Consider the following 23,445-nt stretch of genomic DNA (forward strand, 5'->3'; position numbering starts at 1 on the left):
ATAATATTGACTATATATAATTAAAAAGAATGAATCATTTATTTTTAAAACTAATTGCTATTGGTGTATTGTTTATTCCGACAACATCTAAAGCTAAGGAGGTAATCGAAATTAAACATCAGGAGGGTGATATGACCACCATTGTTAGAAAAGTTATTGAAAAAAACACTGACAAAGACTTAAAAATTGTTTTCGAAAAAGGAAAATATCTTTTTCTACCTGATTATGCTGAAAATCAATACAGTTATATTACCAATCATGGTAACGGACTTAAAAAAATCATTTTTCTGTTGGAAAATTATGATTCAGTTGAAATTGAAGGCAATGGTGCCGAATTTATTTTTCATGGTCAAGTAGCCCCTTTTCAGATAAAAAATTGTAAAAAAGTAACAGCCAATAATTTTACTATCGACTGGAATATACCTTTTGTTTTCCAAAGTGAAGTAACGGCGCTTAACAAAACCGAAGATTGGATTGAAGTGAGACCTTTCACCAAAGGATTTTCTTGGAAATTAGAAGGAGAGCAAATTTCATTTCCTGATATTGATGGCTTTTCTTTTTTCGAAATGGGTAGCACCTTAGCTTTCGACCCAAAGTTGAAACGTGTGGCTCATGGCGCTTATGATCTTCGTAGTCGTCCGCGATGGGTAGAAAAAAGACCTAATGGAATATTACGAATTCATGAAAAACTAAAAAGATACACGCCTCAAGTGGGAGATATATTGAATTCCAAAGGAGAAAGCGAGCAAAATCGCTATGCACCTGCTTTTCAAACGATGAATTCGCAAAAGATCCTTTTCGAAGCAATTACCATTCACCACGCTTTAGGAATGGGATTTTTATTCGAAAAATCAGAAGATATAGTGATCTCAAAATGTGGGATTTTTGTTCGTCCCGGTTCTGATAGATTGGTTTCAACCATTGCTGATGCTACTCATTTTAGCAATTGCAAAGGCGATATTTTGATTGAAAATTGTAAGTTCCAACACATGCTAGATGATGGTACTAACGTACACGGAACTTATGTCGAAATCAATACAATTGTAGATGCAAAAACGGTTATTGTAGAGTTTAAACATTTTGAGCAATTGGGATTTGAATTTACAGGTAAAGGGGATGAAATGTGGATCATTCAGCAACCAAGTCCTGATAGAGCATCGGTTAATAAAGTGGCTGATGTCAAAGTAATCAACGATCATTTTATTCAAATTGCTTTTGAAAACAATTTGCCAAGCAATTTAAAAATTGGAGATAATCTAGAAAATAAAACTTGGAATCCTGTGTTTACCATGCGTGGTTGTACCATTAACGACCACCGTGCCAGAAATGTGATTGTTAAAACACCGTTGAAAATTGTGATTGAAAACAATGATTTTTCTTCCATGATGTCGGCAATTCAGTTGCGTGGGGATAATTATTTTTGGTTTGAATCGGGTGCTGTCAATGATGTAACCATTCGCAACAACCGCTTTGTGCATTGTGCTTATGGCGGAGGCGAAGCGGCTATTTTATATGTAACCCCACGATTAGGGAAAATTTTTGACGAGACCGCCTTGTTTGATCGCAACATTCGTTTTGAAAACAACACCATTGAAACTTTTGGAAACCGCATCATTTGGGCCGATAGAGTAGATGGTTTAACCATTACCGGAAATAAAATTACCAAAACAAAGGAGTCAAAAGAACTTTATCCTGATGCACCACTATTTGATTTGATTAACTGCAATAGCGTAGAAATCGCTAAAAACACTTATACTGGTAATGCAATGAAAACAGTTGTTGCTGATGCAAAATCGAAGCAAACTTTAAAAGTGAAAGACAATACAGGATTTTAAAAAGAAATGACACTACTTATCGGTTTTATCTGCTGATAGTCAAATAATGATTTATAAGTAGATGGGACGTAGAGCGTTTAGTAAAATAAGAGTAAAAGAAAAAGCTAAGATTGCTTGTCTTTTGCCATTGCTTTAAGTAATAAGTAGCTAAATGCAGCAATTGTGTAATGCGTTTTTGTTAGATCTTTACTTTAAAAATTAATTAAAAATCATCAAGAACTAGTTTGGAATTAGAAAGAACTAGTATGGTGATCTGAAATGTTGTTCAATATAACATTAGTTTTGTGTGCTAAGTATAAAATACATCATTTTTATTACGTCTAAAATCAAAAAATGTCAAATTATAAAAGTTTAAATAAGTATATAAAATTCTCAAGTATGAAATATTTTTTAATTTTTTTTCTTTCATTTTCCATGTTAGGATGTAATGGAGATAAGAAAAAGCGTGATGGACATGCTGAAAGTGAATCGAAAACGAAACCGAATATCATCATAATTTATGCAGATGATTTAGGTTACGGTGATTTAGGAGCTTATGGAGGAACAGGGATAAAAACCCCAAATATTGATAAATTAATTGATGGAGGAATGATGTTTATGAGTGGTTATGCAACTTCTGCAACCTGTACACCTAGTAGATTTGGATTATTAACGGGGACGTATCCTTGGAGAAATTCTGATGCAAAAATCCTTCCAGGTACAGCTCCCTTGCTTATTGATGTAAACCAAATGACTATTACTAAAATGTTAAAAGAATCAGGTTATGAGACAGGAATCGTTGGAAAATGGCATTTAGGATTAGGTAATGGCTCCGTGGATTGGAACAAGCATATTAGCCCTAGTCCAAATGAAGTAGGGTTTGACTATAGTTTTATCATGGCTGCGACTCAAGATAGAGTTCCTACGGTGTATATTAAAAACGGAGATGTAGTAGGGTTAGATCCTAAAGACCCTATTATGGTTGATTATAAGAAAAAATTTGATGGCGAACCTACTGCTATCACGAATCCAGAAATGTTGAAAATAAAATGGCATCATGGGCACAACAACAGTATTGTCAATGGTATTCCAAGAATTGGTTACATGAAAGGTGGTCAAGCAGCTAAATGGAACGATGAAGAAATGGCTGATACATTTTTGGCAGAAGCTAAAAATTATATTGGTAGTCATGCTAAAAGTCCGTTTTTCTTGTACTATGCTTTGCAACAACCTCATGTACCCCGTACCCCGAGCCCTCGTTTTGTTGGAGCTTCAGGTTTAGGGCCAAGAGGTGATGTAATCGTGGAGGCAGATTGGTGTGTAGGTGAGTTAATGAAAAAGTTAGAAAGTGAAGGGCTATTAGAAAACACTTTGATTATATTTTCTAGTGATAATGGCCCAGTTTTAAACGATGGCTATTATGATGATGCCGTTGAAAAATCAGGAAACCACAAACCAACAGGACCTTTAAGAGGTGGAAAATACAGTTTGCTAGATGGAGGTACACGAGTACCGTTCTTTACTTATTGGAAAGGACATATCAAGCCAGGGAAGTCAGATGCTGTTGTGTGTCAAATGGATTTATTAGCTTCTTTAGCTTCTTTAGTAGGTAGTAAAGAAACAAAACTTAGCGATAGCCAAAATTTATTAAACGACTTTTTAGGAAAAACCAAAAAAGGTCGTGAAGCGTTAATTTTAGAAGCTAACTCAAAAACTTTAGTACGAAAAGGAGATTGGATTATGATTCCTCCGTATAAAGGATCGCCTAAAATCAATAAAGAGGTAAATATTGAGATGGGACCATCTGATGAGTTTCAGTTGTATAATATTAAGAAAGATATGGGTCAACAAAATAATTTAGCCAAAGCCAATCATGAAAAATTGAAAGAAATGATCGCTACTTTTGAAAAACTTAGAGGTGATAATTATAAAACTTCTTCAGAACTCAAATTGCAATAGCGATACAAAAAATAAAGTGTATAAACTAATTCTCAAAAAGTAGGTTACTTGGAGAGAGTTGTTTTTTTTTTTTTTCAAATGTTACTATTTGAAGTATTTGCTTTGATTCCTATTAAATACTAATTCATAAAATCTTTAATTATATTTACAATTATAATTAGTTTTTGCTTAAGTATTTGTTTTTTTATCAAAAATGATTTCATTTAGATTCTAAATTTTTGCTACCCCCCACCTATGTTTTATAGAGCCTTAAACTTCGTTTGTTTTTTTTTTATAGTGCAATTGTCCGCTCAAACGGAAAAATTGGAGTTTTCTAAAAATATTTCTATTTCAAATGGTTTAGCTCATAATGGAGTGACTTCGATTTTTGAAGATTCCAAAGGATACATTTGGATAGGTACGTACGATGGTTTGAATCGGTATGATGGTTATGGATTTTCAGTCTTTAAAAATTCAGTTGATAAAGATTTGTTAGTTAACAATAGAATTCGAACAATTTCCGAAGATAAAAAAGGTAATTTATGGATTGGGACGGATGAAGGAATTTCAATATACAATTATACTAAAGAGAAATTCACCACATTATTTTCTAATAGTCTTTTAAAAAAAGGGGGCACTGGGCCAATTGTCCGTAAAGTTATTTTTAATGAGAGCAAAAAATTAGTAGTGTGTGCTACTGAGCGTAAAGGGATTTTACTATTTAACGATGACTATAGTTTTAATCATCAATACGTCCCTGCAATGAAAGACAGAAAAGAAAGTATCTCTTTTTATGATGGTATTGCAGTAGATGAAAATAACTATTTGTTTTCCACTTCCATCGGTTTGATTTCTTTTAATTTAGTCACGAAAAGATTCACTGGGGTATTAGGAAAATCGATTCGTTTTAGTAGATCTTTGACAAAATTAACTGATACTAAACTGCTGGTAACACTTGAGAAAGGAATAGCAATTATCAATTATAAGGGCGGTGAAAATGCGCTAAAACTTAGCTTAAGTCATACTAATTTAGAGCAACACTCTTTTGTCACCTGTGCTTTAGATCGTTTCAAAAATGTGTGGCTAGGTACTGCGAAAGATGGTTTTGCACGTATTGATAATAGTACAAAATTAATTCAGCAACAGCCTTATCACTTAGTAGATTTTAATGTGCATCCTAGTTTGTTACGGGTCAGTTGTTTCGCACCCTTAAAAAACAGCTGTTGGGTAGGGAGTTTTAATAAAGGTGTTTTTAAATTTGATTTAAATGAAAATCCATTTCAACATTACAATAAGAGCAAAAACTTACCCTATGGCTTAACCTCTAATGAAGTATTAAGCGTTAGTGCCATCGATAATAATAAAGTCTATATTTCCACCATACAAGGTGGTCTAAGTTTGTTCAATACAATTACGAAGTCTTTTGAAAAACTTCCTTTTCAGATTGCAACTGAAGATTTGCTAAAAGTAGGGGCGGTAACGGTTGATTCTAAAAAAACGGTATGGCTAAAAATAACAGATAAAGGGTTGTTTAAAGTAAAATTCAATTCAAATCAGTTAGAGCCGGTTTTTAAAAATGATCTTAAAAAGTTAAATAATGAGGCAGTAAAAGTAATTAAAGAAGCTCCTGATGGTAGTATTTTAGTAGGAGGTTCAGATGATTTATACCGACTCATTTTAAATGCCAATCAGGAAATTACGCGATTAGAGAGATTAAATGACAATCCTTTTTTCAAAACCAATGAAATTTCTTTGATAAGGTGCCTTTATCCCGATCCCTTACACAAAAATTTACTTTGGGTAGGTACAAATGCTGATGGTTTGTACCGTTTTGATTTTGGTAAAAACAAGACTTTAGAAACAGCCAAAATTGATCGTTTTACCAATGATAAAGCAAATAAAAAATCCATTTCGAGCAGTTTTGTAACTTCAATTGTACGATTGCCTAATCAAGAGTTATGGTTAGGTACGGAAAGAGGAGGGATTTGTAAAGTGATAAATAGTGATAAACAGCCAGAATTTATTTCTTTTTCTGAAAAACAAGGATTATCTAATAACGTAGTAAAAAGTATTATTTACGATGGCGCTAAATCCTTATGGATTACTACAAATATAGGATTGAATAAGTTTAATATTGAAACGCATCGTTTTCAAAGATTTAGTGAGTCCGATGGTTTGCCTTTTGAAGACTTTAATTATGGTTATGACCTTTTAAAGAATGGCTATATGATTTTGTCTGGATTTGATGGTTTTTGTTACTTTAAACCAAAAGAGCTTCCAATGACGGAAAAATTACCTCGTTTAGAGCTCGGAGAGTTAAAGGTTTTTAATCAGGCGATTAATGTAGGTGATACTCTTAACGATAGAGTGCTGATGGAAAAAAGGTTGAGCGATTTGGATAAACTGGTCTTAAAATACAATGAAAATGTATTTTCTATCGGGGTGACCTCCTTGCATTTTTCTACTCAAAACAATCATTTTATCAAATACCAATTGTTGCCTCTTAATAAAGAGTGGTTAGAAATACCTACCGATCAAAGAAATATATATTTTAATGGTTTGCCTCCAGGAGATTATGTCTTGAAAGTAAAAGCTTCAAATACAATGAATAAATGGACGAAAACCAAAGTACTACATATAACCATTACGCCTCCTTTTTGGCGGTCAACTGCTGCTATTATACTCTATTATTTAATATTATTGGTTGGAGGCTATTACATTGTACATTTTGTTCTACGACTGCAAGCTTTAAAACATAATGTTGAAATTGAAAAATTGGAAAAGAACAATGTTAAAGAAGTAAATGCAGCTAAACTTCGTTTTTTTAGTAATATTTCTCATGAGATTAAAACACCATTGACCTTAATTTCGGGGCCTATTGAATCGCTTTTTGAACGTTTTAGGAACAATGATGAAGTATTAGGAACTTTGAAGATTGTTCAGAAGCAATCCCAAAAAATAGCTAAGTTAATCGATCAAGTGCATGATTTTCAAAAGGCTGATGCCAATCAGCTTAAGATGAATTATACTTACTTTAGTTTCGATCTTTTTATTAATGAACTTATTTCAGAGTATGAATTTATGGCTGCTGCTGAGGAAAAATCTATTCGTGCTATAAAACCGAATCAAGCGGTGTATGTATATGCTGATAAAGATAAAATTGAAAAGGTTTTGAATAATTTAATCACCAATGCGTTCAAATATACCAAGCAAAATGACGTAATAGCAATTGAATATAAAGTGGAGAATAACGACTTATTGCTTGATGTAAAAGACAAAGGAAGAGGAATTGATAGTGAAGATTTACCGCATATTTTTGAACGTTTTTACCAATCCAAGAAAAAGGAATACATCTATTATGGTGGCTCTGGAATAGGATTGGCATTCTCTAAACAATTGGTCGAAATGCATTATGGCTATATTAATGCTGAGAGTATTTCAGGTGAAGGAACTATAATCCATATTCGATTGCCTATTATTCATCATGAATATTCGGACGATCAGGAGGTAATAGAAAACGAAGTACTGTCTGCTGAAAAATTAGAAAGCAGCAATTTTGAATTGGAAAGCATCGACTACAAAAGTTTGCATTTTGACAGCAGTTTTTCAGATGCTAAAATTTTTATTGCTGAGGACAATGCCGATTTAAGAAACTACATATCAAACACATTGTCTCAATTTGTAAAGGTGGAGGTTTTTGTAAACGGTCAAGAGTGTTTGAACGCACTAGAAAACGATTGGCCTGATTTGGTGTTAAGTGATGTATTAATGCCTGAACTTAACGGATTTGATTTGTGTAAAAAAATCAAGTCAGACATTAAAACCAGTCATATACCCGTTATTTTGTTAACGGCTTGTACTACGATTGAGGATCAAGTAAAAGGGCTCATTGATGGAGCCGATGCTTATATTCAGAAACCGTTTAACATGCAGCATTTAATTTCTTCAATCGAATCGATATTGCGCAACCGCAAACAGTTAAGAGAGCGTTTCCAAATTGAATTGCCTTTGAGGTTAACAAATAAAGATAACAGTAATGACAATGCTTTTCTAGAAAAATTATACAGTTTGATGGCGGATAATCTGGACAATCAAGATTTAGATTTAGATCATTTTGCCAAAGATTTGTATCTGAATCGCACGCACTTTTACCAAAAAGTAAAAACTTTGACGAATTACACCCCTTTTGAATTACTAAAAGTTTATCGTCTAAAAAAAGCCGCCGAATTTTTGATTGAAAAGAAATTGTCAGTAAACGAAGTGTATATGATGACAGGGTTTAAAAGTCGTACCCACTTTAGTAAATTGTTTAAGGAAAAATACGAAGTGACTCCTGGGAAGTACGCGGTCGAAATAGCCAACAAATATTCAGATAACAACACATAAAACTCTTAATAGTTTTAGTCTAATTGGATAAAATAAGATGATTTAAAGGTAATTATTGGCAATGTAATCTACTGATAAAGGAGTTTCTTTGAAACTGTTTCTATACACCGTTTATAAATGAAATTTATTGTTAAATAAATTTTGATCGTAAATGTTGTTTTTTGAAAATTAGGTCAATTGCAATTAAACAACTTGTCTTTTCGAGAACAAAACAACACTAGAATTCTTTGCGCTTAAAAGCATGAATTTTTTTGTGAATTAAAATGTTTAGTTAAAAACTAATTCGACAAAAACGTATACTATACTTCAATAGTTTTTGTTGAATGATATCTAGAATAGAAAAAACATTTATGTCTAGATATTTACGCATAGATACTTTTCAAATACGGGAACAGACAAGCTTATTGGTTAAAATTTTAAAATTTGTATTACTGAACTATTAACTGTAGTATTTGAAAATGAAAAAAATATTTTTAATTGCCCTTAGCTTATTTATAACTTTCTGTCAACTCACAAAAGCGCAACATAAAGTCAATAAAAAACCTAATATCTTATTTGCTGTGGCAGATGATGCGGGTTGGAAGCACTTTGGAGCTTATGGATGCAAATGGGTAAAAACACCTGCTTTTGACAAAGTTGCTAAAAACGGAATTTTATTCAATAACGCTTATACACCGAATGGTAAATGTGCTCCCTCACGTGCATGCATTATTACAGGAAGAAACAGTTGGCAATTGGAAGAAGCGGCCAATCATTCACCAAGTTTTCCTGCAAAGTTTAAAACCTATGCTGAAGCTTTATCTGAAAATGGTTTTTTTGTTGGTTTCACAGGAAAAGGTTGGGGACCTGGAGATCCAGGAAAAATAGATGGTAAAGAAAGGGAACTAACAGGAACCGAATTTGATGAATTCAAATTGACGCCACCTACTAAACAAATTTCAAACGTTGATTATACTAAGAATTTTGAAGCATTCTTAAAAGCCAGACCTAAAGGACAGCCTTTTTGTTTTTGGTACGGAAGTAAAGAGCCACATCGCGCGTATGAATTTATGTCAGGGGCAAAATTAGGAGGAATGGATATTAATTCTATTGATGAAGTACCTAGTTTTTGGCCAGATAATAAAGTAGTGCGCAATGACATGCTCGATTATGCCTTTGAAATCGAATATTTTGACAAACATTTGCAGGGAATTCTAAAATTATTAGAAGAAAGCGGCGAATTAGACAATACTATCGTAGTTGTTACATCTGATAACGGAATGCCTTTTCCTCGTGTTAAAGGACAGGTTTACGAATATTCTAATCACTCGCCTTTAGCTATTATGTGGCCAAACGGAATCAAAAATCCAGGAAGAGTAGTAGAGGATATGGTGAGTTTTATTGATTTTGTTCCTACTTATTTAGAAGTAGCGGGTATTTCAGAAAAACAATCGGGAATGGAAAAATTAACGGGGAAGAGTTTAACAGATATTTTTTATTCTGAACAATCAGGAGTTGTCAATAAAAAGCGCAATTTCCAAATGGTCGGAAAAGAGCGTCATGATGTAGGTCGTCCTAATGATGAAGGCTATCCAGTGAGAGGAATCATCCAAGACGGTTTTTTATACCTGCATAATTTTAAGCCAGACCGTTGGCCAGTAGGGAATCCAGAATTAGGATACTTAAACTGTGATTATAGCCCAACAAAAACCGAGGTATTGAACTCTCGAAGAAAAGAAGGCATCATGAAATATTGGGAGCTAAATTTTGGTAAAAGAGGGGATTACGAATTGTACGATATTAAGAAAGATCCTTTTTGTGTCCACAATTTAGCGGGTGATGAAAAGTATTCCAAGTTAATGGCAAGCATGAATAAAGCGATGACCAAACAGTTAATAAAAGAGCAAGATCCAAGGATTTTAGGAAATGGAGATATTTTTGATAAGTACTTATATTCTGGTGAGGGTGTACAAAATCTATACAATAATTATAGCAATGGAAAACCCTATAAAAAAGGAAGAATCAATACAGAAGATATTGATTTGGATGTAATGGATAAAAAAGAGCCAGTTAATGAAGTAAATCTTAAACAAAAAATGAAGCAATGAAAAGTATAGTTATCGCAATACTATGTGTTTTGAGTTTTGGAACCATGTCATCTCAAAATAAAGAATTCGTCGTTCAGGTAGTTCTTTTAGCAGGACAATCAAATATGGCGGGAGCAGGGAATTACACTGCTTTAGACCAATCTGTAAAAGATAGAGTGACCAAAGTTCAAGACAGGGTTTTAGTAAGCAATTCAGGTAGAACACCGAAGCCTTTGTCTTTTTATTTGGCAAAAGGACATAAAGAAAAATATGGTTTTGAAGAAGCTTTTGGACCTGAATTAATGGTTGGAGTTGTATTGGCAGAGAAAAATCCAAATGCACATTATTTGCTTATCAAAACAGCGCAAGGAGGAACGGCTCTATACGGAGCATGGAATCCAGAATGGACGGCTGAAAAAGCAATTGAAGTAGAAGCGGAAGGTTTTAAAAGAGATTTGAAATTGTATTCTAATTTTGTCAATGACATCAAAGAAAATTTAAAAAATCTGGATGCTCAAGGCAAAAAATATAAAATCATCGGAATGGCGTGGATGCAAGGGGAAAACGATGCTGCCAAAGAAGTTTCGGCTTTGAGTTATGAAGCTAATTTGACCAAATTGATAAACGGAATACGCACTGAGTTCAAGGTGAACGAAATGCCTTTTGTATTGGGACAAATTAATTCCCACTACGGCAAATTTCCTGCTGGACCTGAAACGGTTCGTACCGCTCAGGAACATATTACCCATGTATTGAAAAATGTGGCCGTTATAAAAACCACTGCTAATGAGCCGTATGACGATTTCCCCAAACATTCGGATAAGGTACATTATAACGAAATGGGGCAATACCGCCTAGGAACAGCATTTGGAGAAAAATTACTTCAAATGCAAAACAAAAAATAACTATAATTTTTTTTTAATTGATAAAAATGAAAAAATCAGTAATTACTATAGTGCTTTTAATGGTGCTACACTTTAGTTTTGGACAACAAAAAAAACCGAATGTTATTCTATTCTTTGTAGATGATTTAGGATGGGCTGATGTGGGCTATCGCAACCCGAAATTCCATACGCCTAATATCGATCAATTGCGTCAAGACGGAATGGATTTTAATCGGGCTTATGTGGCTACACCTACTTGTAGTCCCAGTAGAGCTTCGATTTTGACAGGAATGGAACCTGTTCGTTTTCAAATGGTGCGTCATATTGATGATCGTGAAGGAGCTGATTTTGATGACAAAGGAAATTCGATCAACGATTTTAGCTTGTGGCCTACTGATCCCGTACAAATGCCATCGATTAATATGTTGCCGCTTAAAGAAGTGACTTATGCAGAGCGTTTGAAAGAATTAGGGTATTATAACTTTTTCTTAGGAAAATGGCATTTGGGTGACGCACGATATTATCCAACAAAACAAGGATTTGACGAAGAATATGGTGTTTGTAATTATGGACATCCAAAAGGGTATTATCCTCCATTTTTCAAAGATGTAAACCCGTTGGCTAGTTTTGATAACACAGATATATATTTAGAAACCGTTTTGGCTGATAAAGCATTGGATTTTATTTCGAATTATGAAAACGAAAAACCATTTATGCTTTCTTATTTTCATTATGATGTACATGGGCCACAAATAGGAAGAAAGGACTGGGTAGAACAATATAAAAAAGAAGGATTAAAAGGGAAGGATGCCGAATATGCTGCGATGATTTCGGCTGTGGACGAATCTGTGGGTCGCGTTAGGAAAGCATTAATCGAAAAAGGAATTGCAGATAATACGGTAATTATATTTACTTCTGACCAAGGTGGTTTTTTCAGCAACGCCCCATTGAGTGGTGGTAAAACGAGTGGCAATACCTTAGGTGAAGGAGGAGCAAGAGTACCGTTTTTATTATATTATCCAGGGGTGACTAAAGCGAATACGGTTTCGGATATTCCAATTCAAACTACAGATGTTTTTCCGACATTAATCGACATTGCTTCAGGAAAAGGATGCAATGACAAACAAGTAAACGGTAAAAGTTTGATGCCTATTGTAAACGGTAAAAAGTTTAAAGATAGAAGTTTGTATTTCTTCCGTAGCTATGAAGATCAGTATGCCGCTATTATGAATGGCGATTGGAAATTAATCAAATACCATAGCGGGAAATTTCAATTGTTTAATATCAAAAACGATATTTCTGAGAAAAATGATTTAATAAATACGGAATTGAAAATGGCCGAAAAATTAAAAAAAGATTTGGCTAAATGGGAGAAAGAAGCTGTTCCAAATTATAAAAAAGCGTAATACAGAAATAGGATGAATTTTAAAAAAAATACTACCACTGGCATTTGCTTCACTAATGAGCTTTTCAGCCATGGCACAAAAAGAACTCAAACAACCTAATATCATTTGGCTGATGGCCGAAGATATGAGTTTGGACTTAGAATGCTACGGAATGCAAGCTGTAAAGACACCCAATCTTAATAAAATGGCTGCCGAAGGGGTTCGTTATGATAATTGTTTTGTAACGAATTCTATTTGTTCGCCTAGTCGTTCTGCGATGATGGTGGGGACACACCAAGTCAAAATCAATGCGCACAACCATCGCTCGAATCGCGATGTGCCGTTGGATTCTCATTTCAAACCCTTTACTGCTTTGTTAAGAGAAGCGGGATATACAACTGTTTTAGGAAATCATGCCGTAATGGGATTGGGTCGTAAAACAGATATGAACTTCAAATCTGAAAATCTAGGCCCTTGGGATGGTAAAACACAATTTGGATTATTTGACAAATACGATCATTTTGAAAATGACGGAAAGCCTTTTTTTGCTCAAATTCAGTTGCTGGCTAGCCATCGTGGTGATTGGTAGGATGAGGTAAGAAGCAAATCAAAACACCCTGTTGACCCTAATAAAGTCAAATTACCATCGTATTTGGCTGATGATCCTGTTATCCGTTTGGACTGGGCGAAATATTTAGACCAAATCGAATTTTTGGATAACGAGGTGGGAATCATTTTCAAAGAGCTAGAAGAAAAAGGCTTGGCTGATAATACCATCGTAATTTTTATTGGCGATAACGGAAGATGCAACATCAGAGGAAAAGGCTATCTCGCCGATTCAGGTTTGCGAATTCCTTTTATTGTTCATTATCCGCAAAAGTACAATGGCCCTCATGTGAATAAAGAAATCGTTTCGGCGGTAGATATTACTGCCACTATTTTGGATTGGGCAGGGGTCAAAGTGCCTTCGTATATGACAGGGAAATCGATTTTAGACAAAAATTATAAAAACGATTATGTATATGCAACACGCGATTTGTGGGATGAAATTGAGGAAAAATCAAGAGCCATAACCTCTGATAAATGGAAATACATTCGCAATGACAAACCTGAAATGCCTTATGATGCACATCAAGCTTATTTAGAGTTTTATCGTCCTGCAGTACACATCATGCGCAAATTGAATGAAGAAGGAAAGCTGAATGAAGCTCAGAAACCATTTTTTGCAAAAACAAAACCTGTTGAGGAATTGTATGATTTAGAAAAAGACCCAGAGGAATTACACAACCTCGCTTTCGATAAAAAATATGCAAAAGTTTTAACAGACTTGCGTAAAAAAACGCTTTGGTATGACAAAGAAATGAAACCAGTGAGCAATGTTTATCATCCTGAGGATGCCGATGCGGTAGCCGTGTTGGATTGGGTAAAAAAAGAAAAACCTGAGCTATACCAACAAATGCTTGCTGGCGTTGAAATAGGTTTTAAAAAATTAGCCAATCAATACAAGGCAGCACACAAAAAATCGAATAACACAAAACAAACTAAAAAGAACGATGAATAATTCCTTTTTGAAGAAAGCCCAGAGGTGTATTGTATGGAGTTTTATAGCAATTTCTTCGGTTGTAACGGCTCAAGAAACGAGTGTAAAACTTGATTTTAATAAAGATTGGAAATTTACAAAAGTCAACGAAACCACTACTGCGGATACTGATTTGATACAGCCAAACTATAATGATGCGAATTGGGAAAAAGTAAGTTTACCACATACCGCGAACATCGAACCTTTGATTGTGAATAATCAATGGCAGGGCGTATGTTGGTACCGAAAAACATTCAAAGTCGATGCTTCCGAAAAAGACAAAAAAGTTTTTTTAGAGTTTGAAGGCGCTATGAATATAGCTAAAGTGTGGATTAATGGCGTAGAAGTTGCCCATCAACAAGGAGGATATTTGCCTATTTTAATTGATGCTTCAAAGTTTGTAAAATTTGGAGAAACCAATACCATTGCTGTAAAATTAGACAATACAGACAATCCTGTAACAGGACCAAAACCACTTAAAATTTTAGATTTTAATATGTATGGCGGTTTGTATCGAAATGCTTGGATGACTTACAAAGAAAAGGTATATATTTCGCACCCTTTATTGGCTAATAAAATTGCAGGAGGTGGTATTTTTGTGAGTTTTTCAAAAGTTTCAAAAGAATCTTCAGATGTGGCCATTAAAACACATTTACTAAACGAAACAAATGAAAATCAAAAAGTAGATTTGGTTCAAACGGTATTTTTCAAAGGAAAGAAAATTGAAGAAACGACATCTCAAAGTACTATTGTTTCAAAAGGAGAGGTGGAATTGAAAGCTGCTATTACAGTTCGTAATCCAAATTTATGGTCAACTGAAAGTCCAAATTTATACCAGTTAGAGACTAAAGTTTTGGTAAATGGTCAATTAAAAGATAAAGAGACTACCAATTTCGGAATTCGTTCGTTAGAATTTAGAGGAACTGATTTGTATGTGAACGGTGTAAAAACCTTTTTACGTGGTGTCAATCGCCATCAAGAATATCCGTTTATTGGGTATGCCCTTTCAGACAATGCACAATACCGTGATGCTAAAAAGATAAAAGACGCAGGATTCAATTGCATCCGTTTGTCACATTATCCGCAATCGCCAGCATTCTTAAAGGCTTGTGACGAATTAGGATTATTTGTGGTAGATGCTATTTTAGGTTGGCAATATTATGCGGAAAATGAGGCTTTCAAGAATTTTTGTTATGAGTCGGCTGCCAATTTAATTCGTCGTGACCGTAATCATCCGTCTGTAGTTTCTTGGGAAGTTTCACTGAATGAAACCAAGATGCCGATTCCTTTTATGGAAGAATTGAACCGAAGAGTACATGAGGAATATCCAGGAAGTCAGGCTTTTTCTTGTGGATGGATGCCTGAGGTATATGATATTTTCTTTCAAGCCAGACAACACCGAATCCTTCATCCAAATGAAAACAAGGGAATCAAACCTTATTTTGTTTCTGAATATGGAGATTGGGAATATTATTCAAGCAATGCAGGTTTGAACCAAGACAAAATGCCAAAAGGCATGCGATTGGAAAAAAGCAGCCGTCATTACCGAAAAGAAGGCGAAGCAGCTTTATTGAAACAAGCCTACAATTTGCAGGAATCTCACAATGATAATTTAAATACAACTGCCTTTGGTGATGGGTATTGGGTAATGTATGATTACAACCGCGGCTATCACGATGATATTGAAACATCTGGGATTATGGATATTTTCCGTTTGCCAAAATTTGGTTTTAATTTTTACGAAAGTCAAAAAAGTCCATCTGAAGCAGTAGTTCTTAAAATCGCAAGTTATTGGAATGCTACCTCTGATTTGAATGTCAAAGTTTTCAGCAATTGTGATGAAGTAGCGTTGTTTTTAAACGGAAAAAGTATTGGGAAACAAAAACCAGATAACGATAAAAATACCACCAATTTATCACATCCACCTTTTACATTTAAGGTGAATCAATTTGAAGCTGGGGAATTGAAAGCAGTTGGTTTCATTAATGGAAAACAAGTCGAAACCACAACGGTAAAAACTCCAGAAGCTGCTGAAAAATTCAAAATTTGGATTGATGAAAGTGGCAAAAAAGCGCAAGCAGGAGTCAATGATGTTGTTTTTGTGTATATCGCAGCAGTGGATAAAAATGGTACCATAGTCCCAGATTTTAATGAAAAAATAGACTTTTCAATCCATGGAGATGTTAAACTAATGAACGTAGGTGATGTGAATGCCGAAGCAGGAATTGCAACTGCGGTAGTGCAAATAGGAGATAAAAACAGTAAAATTTCATTCTCGGCGACAACTAAAGAGTTGAGTGGAAAATTGGGAGTTGTACCTCATAAGTAAGTTGGTTAATTATTTAAATTCAACACTACAGTTGTAGTTAAGAAAAAGTTTAAAAAAGTGGATAAAAGAGGTTTCTTTCTCTTTTATCGACTTTTTTTTATTAAAAACAACTTTATTACTGTGATTTTGTTGTGGTCAGTTATTTCACCTTATAAAATGTTAATATAGGGTATGCATAACTATGCTTTTGTTAATATAAACATAACCTTAAGCACCTACTCATATTTTTAATTTTGGAGACATATATGTAAACCAAATACTGTAAACTATGTCTTTTTTAATAGTAATAGCCCACCGTAAAAAAAACAACAAAATTGTTGTGGTACATCCTTTTTGTATTGAAAGTATTGACTCAAAATTAAATCATTATGTTTAGTAAATATACAGATGAAGAGCTTGTTGACTTGTTGAAACAGGGTCGGGATAAGGCTTTTGATGAGTTGTATTTTAGATATCGTGATGATTTAGTTCGTTTTGTGTACATACGGATGAAGTCGGTAGCTATCGCCGAAGAAATTGTTCAGGAAGTATTTACGACTATTTGGGAAAGGCGCAAAACGATCACAATACATAAAAAATTTTCAGCGTACATCTATACTTCAGTTCGCTATATAACTTTAGATTATTTTAAATCGCATGCGCTCAGCGATCAATACATACAGGAGATAATGCATTGTGATGGTATTACCTATGAGAGTAATAATTCAGTAGAAGAAGCCATCTATCATGACGAATTGCAACAAGCAGTGGATAAAGCTACCGCTTTACTCCCTAAAAAGTCAAAAGAAGTATTTATTTTAAGTCGGTTTAAACAATATTCGAACAAAGAAATTGCCGCAGAACTTAATATTTCGCACGAAACAGTCAAATATCATATTTCCTACGCTTTAAAATTTATGCGCTCTTATTTGGGAGAATTCAGTTAAAGTCTGCTGAATCTTTTCTTAACACAATCGTAATCTTGACAGCCTACCAAAAAGCGGAATTTGCGAGACATACTACTAAAGGAATAAACATATAATAATGCCAGAACAATTACATCAAGATATTAAATTATTTTTAGAAGGTAAGTCTTCTTTAACAGGCCAGAAACTTTGGGACGAATGGTATGACAGTGCCGAAATGCATTCAGACGAGAAATGTGTAATACAATCAAGCAAGTCAAAATTAAAAAATGAAATTCGTCAAATAAAGAAAGCAAAAAGAGTATTTTATCTTTCTTCTTTTAAGTGGACAGCAGCAGCTGCCGTTTTATTAGTGGTTGGTTTTTCAGCTTTTTACTATTTATCAGTAATGACAATCACCACCAAGCAGTATGCAACCAAACTTGGAGAACGTGCAAAAATTACGTTAACAGATGGTACGCAAGTCTGGCTTAATGCGGGTAGTGTTTTGGAGTATCCTGAAGTGTTTAATGGTGGTACTCGAGAAGTGTCACTAACAGGAGAGGCTTTCTTTGATGTTGCTAAAGATAAAAAGCATCCGTTTATAATTCACACGAAACAAATGGATACAAAAGTATTAGGAACTAGTTTTAATGTGCAAGCCTACCCAGAACAATTACATCAGGAGGTATCGGTTTTGACAGGAAGGGTAAATGTCAAATCAACTATCACAGAGGAAAACGTATTTGTAACTCCTGGACAAAAAGCTGTCTTTCAGAACAAAAGTAACAAATTACGCGCTTTTAAAGATGTACCAGTAAGTTCTATTTCGCTATGGCGGAAAAGTATAATTGTTTTTGACGATACACCAATGCCAGAGGTTATTGCGACAATTAATCGGAACTATAATGTTACACTTGAACTCAAAAATGATAAGCTAAAAAAACTCCAAATTAGTGCTTATTTTAAAGAATTACCTCCTGAACAAGTGGTTGCTTTGGTGTGCAAGATAATTAATGCAGAATATCAATTGAAAGCAGGCGTGTATACCATTCAATAGTCGCTAAATTATATATTACAACATTTTAATAATCAGACAACTGCAACTTTAAAAGCTTAGTTGCCAGACTCTTTATATCAATGATTGAACGACACTTAAATAAGAATAAATAAAACTCAAAAACTCAAAAACTCAAAATTATGAATGCACAACAAATGCGGTATTTCTTTCATTATCAAAATAGTAGAAATGTCGGTTTAACCAAGGTAATGTTGTTTCTAGCATTATTTTATTTAGGACTTACAGCTAATGCGGCCACTTTTGATACTACAAAAAGGGTTACGCTAAAAGTAAATAATGAAAGTATAAAAAATGTTTTTCAAAAAATTGAAAATCAAGTGGACGTCCATTTTATGTACGAAACCAACCAATTGAATACGGATCAAAAGATAAGCTTGCAACTTAGTAATGTAACACTAAAACAAGCGCTTACCAAAATTTGTAATTCATTTTTCTTAAGATATGAAATTGTAAATAGCAAAAACATCATCATTAAAAAAAATCTAAAACTAGGCGCTATCGAGCAAAGTAAAATAAAAATATCGGGTACAGTATATGCAGATGATGATGGAATGCCACTGCCAGGGGTAGGAATAAAAGTTAAAGATTCTGATGTTACGGCAACTACTGATTTTGATGGAACGTTTAGTTTAGTTATTACGAGTTCAGAAGCAACGCTTCTTTTTTCTTATGTAGGCTATACCACTCAAGAGGTTAATGTAAGTGAATCACAAAAAGTGATCAACGTGCGATTAATGGCTGATATGAAACAACTTCAAGAAGTGGTTGTCATGGGATATGGTAGTGTGAAAAAGAATGAAGTTCTAGGGGCTGTGGGTACCGTATCGATGAAAGAAACAGCAAGTAGAACGTACAACTCGGCAGCAGATTTACTACAAGGAACGGTTGCTGGTGTCACGGTGATTAACAATGGTGGTGACCCTACAGGACAACCGACAATTAATATACGTGGTATTGGATCATTAAACGCAGAAACGCCCTTAATTGTCTTAGATGGAATTATTTACAGTGGTTCATTGAATAATATTAATCCAAATGATATCGCTTCTATAAACGTTTTGAAAGATGCGGCTTCTGCAGCAATTTATGGGGCAAGAGCGTCAGGAGGAGTGATTTTAATTACTTCTAAAAAAGGACTTTCTGACCGTATTAACGTGAATGTAAATTACCAAGGTGGTGTACAGAATGTAGCAAAAAAGTTAGAAGTATTAAATGCTGCTGAGTATGCTGATGCTATGAATACAGCAACCGATAATGGTGGTCTACCAAGAATACCTGCTTTTAATACAGATTTTGAACCCACAGCAAGAACGACAAAGACAGACTGGATGGATGAAATTTTCCGTACAGGTCAAATTCAAGATTTGTCAATTTCATTAGACGGTAGAACTGATAAATCAAATTTCTTTTTATCAGGAAGTTACCGAAAAAATGAAGGTATTTTACTTAATACTTATGGTACGCGTTACACAGCTAGAGCAAATTCCTCATACAAACTAGCTCCTAATTTTACGATAGGAGAGAATCTTACCTACTCATTAACTGACGGACAAAGTGCTAATACTATGGAGGCCTATACGGGTGCTATTCTTGCCGCTATTTTTTATCCACCCAATGCTACCATTCGCAAAGAAGATGGTTCTGGAGCTTATGGCGGTGTGCCAGAAAAATATATTGGTTCTTATGGAGACGTTATTAACCCTGTAGCCTATTTAGAACGACTAGATAACCGTAATCCTATTTCAACAATTTTGATCAATCCTTATGCTGAATGGGAAATATTTTCAGGTTTAAAACTGAAATCCAACTGGGGTTTTACCAGAATACAAAATGATTACAAAGAGTTTACAACTAAGATTACCGAACCGGGAAAAATATTTGACTTTAATCGCTTAAGGCAAAATACGTCCACAACAAATGATTTATTGAGTGAGCAGACACTTTCGTATGAAAAATCACTAGGTAAACATAATTTTAAAGCCTTAGCAGGCTATACGTATCAACAAACCAAAAGAGATTTTTATTCAGTGCAAGGAACAGGTTTTGATAACGAAGCTTTTTCGCAACGTTATCTTTTAAATGCCAAGGTGATTCAGCAATTAGGAGCTGGAAGCAGTGAAGAGATAATATCTTCTTATGTAGGAAGATTGAATTATGATTTTAGTCAAAAATATTTGTTCTCGGGTATTGTTCGTCGTGACGGAACTTCAAAATTAACAGCTGATAATCGTTGGAAAGTATATCCATCTGTTTCTGCAGGTTGGTTGATTTCTGAAGAAGACTTCATGGACGGTGCTAAGAACATCGTTTCAAGTTTAAAATTACGTGCAAGCTGGGGGCAAATTGGTAATTTAGGAAATTTAGGTCCCTATCAATTTAGTGTACCCCTAACGCAATCTTCTGCTTTATTAGGAGCTTCTCCTATTATTAATTATGGATATTCTGAAAGAGAGTTATCAAATCCTTCTTTAAAATGGGAAAGTTCAGAACAAACTAACGTAGGAGTAGATTTTACTTTATTTAATGATCACTTATCAGGATCGGTAGATGCTTATATAAAGACGAACAAAGACATGCTCGTTCGTGATCAACTTCCAGGAGTAGCAGGTACGCCGCTTGGACGAATCGTTAATTCAGGTGATGTTGAAAATAAAGGGATTGAAGCCAGCTTGATGTATCAAAAAACACGAGGAGCGTTTAAATTTGATATTACCGCAAATGCAGCCTTCATTAATAATAAAATAGTTTCGATTAAAGATGATTTGACTTCATTAGAGCCTTTGAATTTAAGTAGAGTTCGTAGTTTGCCTTTAGCAAATATTTACCAAGTAGGAAGTCCTGTAGGTGCTTTTTACGGCTTTCAAACCGATGAATTGTTTCAAAGTGATGCCGAGGCAATTGCTTACGTAAATGAAAAAGGGGAACGTTACCAACCGAATGCTGTTGCAGGTGATATGAAGTTTAAAGATGAAAACGGAGATGGGGTGATAAACAATAGTGATAGAGTAATTTTAGGTACTCCTTTTCCAAAAACAACTGTAAGTTTAAATACCAATTTCAGATATAAAGGTTTTGATTTGAATGTATTTTTTAATGCAGTGGCTGGAAATAGTGTTTTTAATGCAGTAAAGCACACTGGTTTAAATGCTTCTTTTCCTGGATACAATTTATTGGCTGAAGCCAAAGATGCTTGGTCTCCACAAAATACAGAGTCTACAATTCCTGTGCTTTCTGCCAAAGACAACAATAATAACTTTGGACGTATCTCTAATTTTTATATTGAAGATGCTTCTTTCATAAGGCTTAGAAACTTAACCTTAGGATACACTATAAAAGATAGTTGGTTGAAGGGCAAAGCAAATCTAAGATTTTTTGTTTCTGGACAAAATCTTTTTACAATTACCAAATACTCAGGTATGGATCCTGAAGTAGGATTAAGCAATCTCGGAATGGACCTAGGGCGTTATCCATTGTCTCGTATTTATATGACTGGTCTCAACGCTACTTTTTAAACATAAAATATAAAAGCAACAAAATGAAAAATATAATTTTTTTACTACTGAGTTTTACAATGCTGTTAGGATTTACGGCCTGTGAAAATAATTTAGACTTAGAACCTCAAGGCGCTCCGTCAAGCGGGAATTTTTGGAAAACTCCTGAGGATGCAAAGGCTGGAGTAAACGCAATTTATGGATTGTATTCAGATGATAATATGTACGGTCGTGGCTTTTTCTGGCTTAATAATGCTAGTGATGATATTGGTACCAAGCCAAGACAAAATGCAGAACGTATAAAAAACTTTATTGTAGACGGTTCCGAATCAGATACAAAAAGTATTTGGCCTATTCATTATGAAATTATGAAACGTTGTAATGATGTAATTCGAAATATTCCGAATATCAAATTGGACGAGAATACAAAGAATAATATGTTGGGGCAAGCTTATTTTAACCATGCTGTTATGCATCTAGAGTTAGCTTATCGTTACGGAGACAACCGCGCTGGAATTCCAATTCAAGACCGCGATGATCCAACTAATGTTTATGTGCCACGCGCTAAAAATGTAGCTGAAAATTATGCTTACATCGCCGCAGATTTAATAAAAGCTGCAGATTTACTACCTTATTTTAGTGAATTATCGGCGGACAATTATGGACGAGCTCATAAAACGGCAGCATGGGGATATTTGGTACGAACGTATTTGTATGCTAAAGATTGGGACAATGCCATTAAATATGCAAATTTAATCGTGAATAGTGGTAAACATGCTTTGCTTCCTAATTTTGAAGATGTTTTTAAAATTGCGAATAATTGGTCATCCGAATATATTTGGTCGGTAACTTCTAGTGCAGATAATACTACTTTGGGGTCAATTTTTCCAGGAGTATGTTTAGAAGATAAAGGCTGGGGAGCTTATAATGGTTGGGGAAATTTTTATCCAACAAAAGAATTGTTTGATGCGTACGATCCTGCGGATAAAAGACGTAGCGCAACCATTTTACAAAAAGGAGATAAATTTACCTATTTTGGAGAGGAAGTGATTTTTAATGAAGGTAAGTATGCTGTTAGTTCAAGTAATCGTACTGGATATCAATTTAAAAAGTATATGGAACCATTCTCTTACCCCAAAACTACTTCTGGAGGTGTAGATATTCGGTATGTTAATGCAAATGGAGATAAACCATCTACTACTTTAAATGTTCCTCTTTTACGCTACGCTGATGTAATTTTAATGTTAGCCGAAGCCAAATTGATGAAAGGTCAAAATGCCGACGCTGAAATAAATATGATTCGAAATCGTGCCGGTTTATCCAGTATTTCTAATGCAACAATGGATGATCTTAAAAGAGAAAGAAGATGTGAATTGGCTGGCGAGTGGACAGATCGTCATTATGACTTAGTTCGCTGGGGTGATGCACAGGCTACTTATGCCAAACCTTTACATCATTATAATGGAACTGTGATTTATCCTGCTCGTAACTTTAATCCAGCCGTGCACCATGTATGGCCTATTCCACCAGATGAAATTGCAGTAAGTAAAGGAACCTTATCACAGAACGAAGGTTGGTAAAAAGTTTTGTTAGTGTTTTTTATTTGGT

General features: G+C 34.5%; 11 protein-coding genes and 1 pseudogene. All 12 read left to right on the forward strand.

Annotated features, from left to right (window positions below; all coding sequences use genetic code 11):
• Positions 1-29 precede the first annotated feature (29 nt).
• The 12 genes and pseudogenes from GXM17_RS00250 (at position 30) to GXM17_RS00305 (ending at position 23,417) form a co-directional block, all read left to right on the forward strand.
• The gene (locus GXM17_RS00250; protein ID WP_163397296.1) at positions 30-1,835 is read left to right on the forward strand and encodes an alpha-1,3-galactosidase-related protein; all 1,806 of its coding nucleotides are present in this window, start codon (positions 30-32) and stop codon (positions 1,833-1,835) included.
• A gap of 333 nt (positions 1,836-2,168) precedes the next feature.
• Entirely contained in the window at positions 2,169-3,773 is a 1,605-nt protein-coding gene (locus tag GXM17_RS00255) for a sulfatase family protein (protein ID WP_482788936.1), read from the forward strand.
• Positions 3,774-4,076: 303 nt separating this feature from the next.
• Entirely contained in the window at positions 4,077-8,138 is a 4,062-nt protein-coding gene (locus GXM17_RS00260) for a hybrid sensor histidine kinase/response regulator transcription factor (RefSeq protein ID WP_163397297.1), read from the forward strand.
• A gap of 458 nt (positions 8,139-8,596) precedes the next feature.
• Positions 8,597-10,225, forward strand: coding sequence for a sulfatase family protein (locus GXM17_RS00265; RefSeq protein ID WP_163397298.1), 1,629 nt, complete (start codon positions 8,597-8,599; stop codon positions 10,223-10,225).
• Positions 10,222-11,109: a sialate O-acetylesterase gene (locus GXM17_RS00270; RefSeq protein ID WP_163397299.1), complete on the forward strand. Its 888-nt coding sequence runs from the start codon at positions 10,222-10,224 to the stop codon at positions 11,107-11,109. The genes GXM17_RS00265 and GXM17_RS00270 overlap by 4 nt, the downstream gene beginning before the upstream one ends.
• Before the next feature lie 26 nt (positions 11,110-11,135).
• Positions 11,136-12,494 carry a sulfatase gene (locus tag GXM17_RS00275; RefSeq protein WP_163397300.1) on the forward strand — a complete coding sequence of 453 codons (1,359 nt, stop codon included), beginning with the start codon at positions 11,136-11,138 and terminating at the stop codon, positions 12,492-12,494.
• A 70-nt stretch (positions 12,495-12,564) separates the two neighbouring features.
• A pseudogene (locus GXM17_RS00280) lies at positions 12,565-14,034 on the forward strand (sulfatase family protein).
• On the forward strand, positions 14,027-16,381 hold the full coding sequence (locus tag GXM17_RS00285; RefSeq protein ID WP_163397301.1) for a glycoside hydrolase family 2 protein: 2,355 nt from the start codon (positions 14,027-14,029) through the stop codon (positions 16,379-16,381). The pseudogene GXM17_RS00280 and the gene GXM17_RS00285 overlap by 8 nt, the downstream one beginning before the upstream one ends.
• A gap of 368 nt (positions 16,382-16,749) precedes the next feature.
• Positions 16,750-17,307: an RNA polymerase sigma factor gene (locus tag GXM17_RS00290; protein ID WP_163397302.1), complete on the forward strand. Its 558-nt coding sequence runs from the start codon at positions 16,750-16,752 to the stop codon at positions 17,305-17,307.
• Between the two features lie 97 nt (positions 17,308-17,404).
• Positions 17,405-18,325 (forward strand): FecR family protein, encoded by a 921-nt coding sequence (locus GXM17_RS00295; RefSeq protein ID WP_163397303.1) that lies wholly within the window; start codon positions 17,405-17,407, stop codon positions 18,323-18,325.
• Positions 18,326-18,534: 209 nt separating this feature from the next.
• The gene (locus GXM17_RS00300; protein WP_244307290.1) at positions 18,535-21,858 is read left to right on the forward strand and encodes a SusC/RagA family TonB-linked outer membrane protein; all 3,324 of its coding nucleotides are present in this window, start codon (positions 18,535-18,537) and stop codon (positions 21,856-21,858) included.
• A gap of 23 nt (positions 21,859-21,881) precedes the next feature.
• Positions 21,882-23,417 carry a RagB/SusD family nutrient uptake outer membrane protein gene (locus GXM17_RS00305; protein WP_163397305.1) on the forward strand — a complete coding sequence of 512 codons (1,536 nt, stop codon included), beginning with the start codon at positions 21,882-21,884 and terminating at the stop codon, positions 23,415-23,417.
• Positions 23,418-23,445 lie beyond the last annotated feature (28 nt).

The sequence above is a fragment of the Flavobacterium fluviatile genome (assembly GCF_010645065.1).
In the GTDB taxonomy this organism is placed as follows: domain Bacteria; phylum Bacteroidota; class Bacteroidia; order Flavobacteriales; family Flavobacteriaceae; genus Flavobacterium; species Flavobacterium fluviatile.

Bases quoted from the DNA above. Each gene is read 5' to 3' on its own strand.
- GXM17_RS00250 (WP_163397296.1), top strand. From the start codon at position 30: ATGAATCATTTATTTTTAAAACTAATTGCTATTGGTGTATTGTTTATT.
- GXM17_RS00255 (WP_482788936.1), top strand. From the start codon at position 2,169: ATGTCAAATTATAAAAGTTTAAATAAGTATATAAAATTCTCAAGTATG.
- GXM17_RS00265 (WP_163397298.1), top strand. From the start codon at position 8,597: ATGAAAAAAATATTTTTAATTGCCCTTAGCTTATTTATAACTTTCTGT.
- GXM17_RS00270 (WP_163397299.1), top strand. From the start codon at position 10,222: ATGAAAAGTATAGTTATCGCAATACTATGTGTTTTGAGTTTTGGAACC.
- GXM17_RS00275 (WP_163397300.1), top strand. From the start codon at position 11,136: ATGAAAAAATCAGTAATTACTATAGTGCTTTTAATGGTGCTACACTTT.
- GXM17_RS00285 (WP_163397301.1), top strand. From the start codon at position 14,027: ATGAATAATTCCTTTTTGAAGAAAGCCCAGAGGTGTATTGTATGGAGT.
- GXM17_RS00290 (WP_163397302.1), top strand. From the start codon at position 16,750: ATGTTTAGTAAATATACAGATGAAGAGCTTGTTGACTTGTTGAAACAG.
- GXM17_RS00295 (WP_163397303.1), top strand. From the start codon at position 17,405: ATGCCAGAACAATTACATCAAGATATTAAATTATTTTTAGAAGGTAAG.
- GXM17_RS00300 (WP_244307290.1), top strand. From the start codon at position 18,535: ATGTTGTTTCTAGCATTATTTTATTTAGGACTTACAGCTAATGCGGCC.
- GXM17_RS00305 (WP_163397305.1), top strand. From the start codon at position 21,882: ATGAAAAATATAATTTTTTTACTACTGAGTTTTACAATGCTGTTAGGA.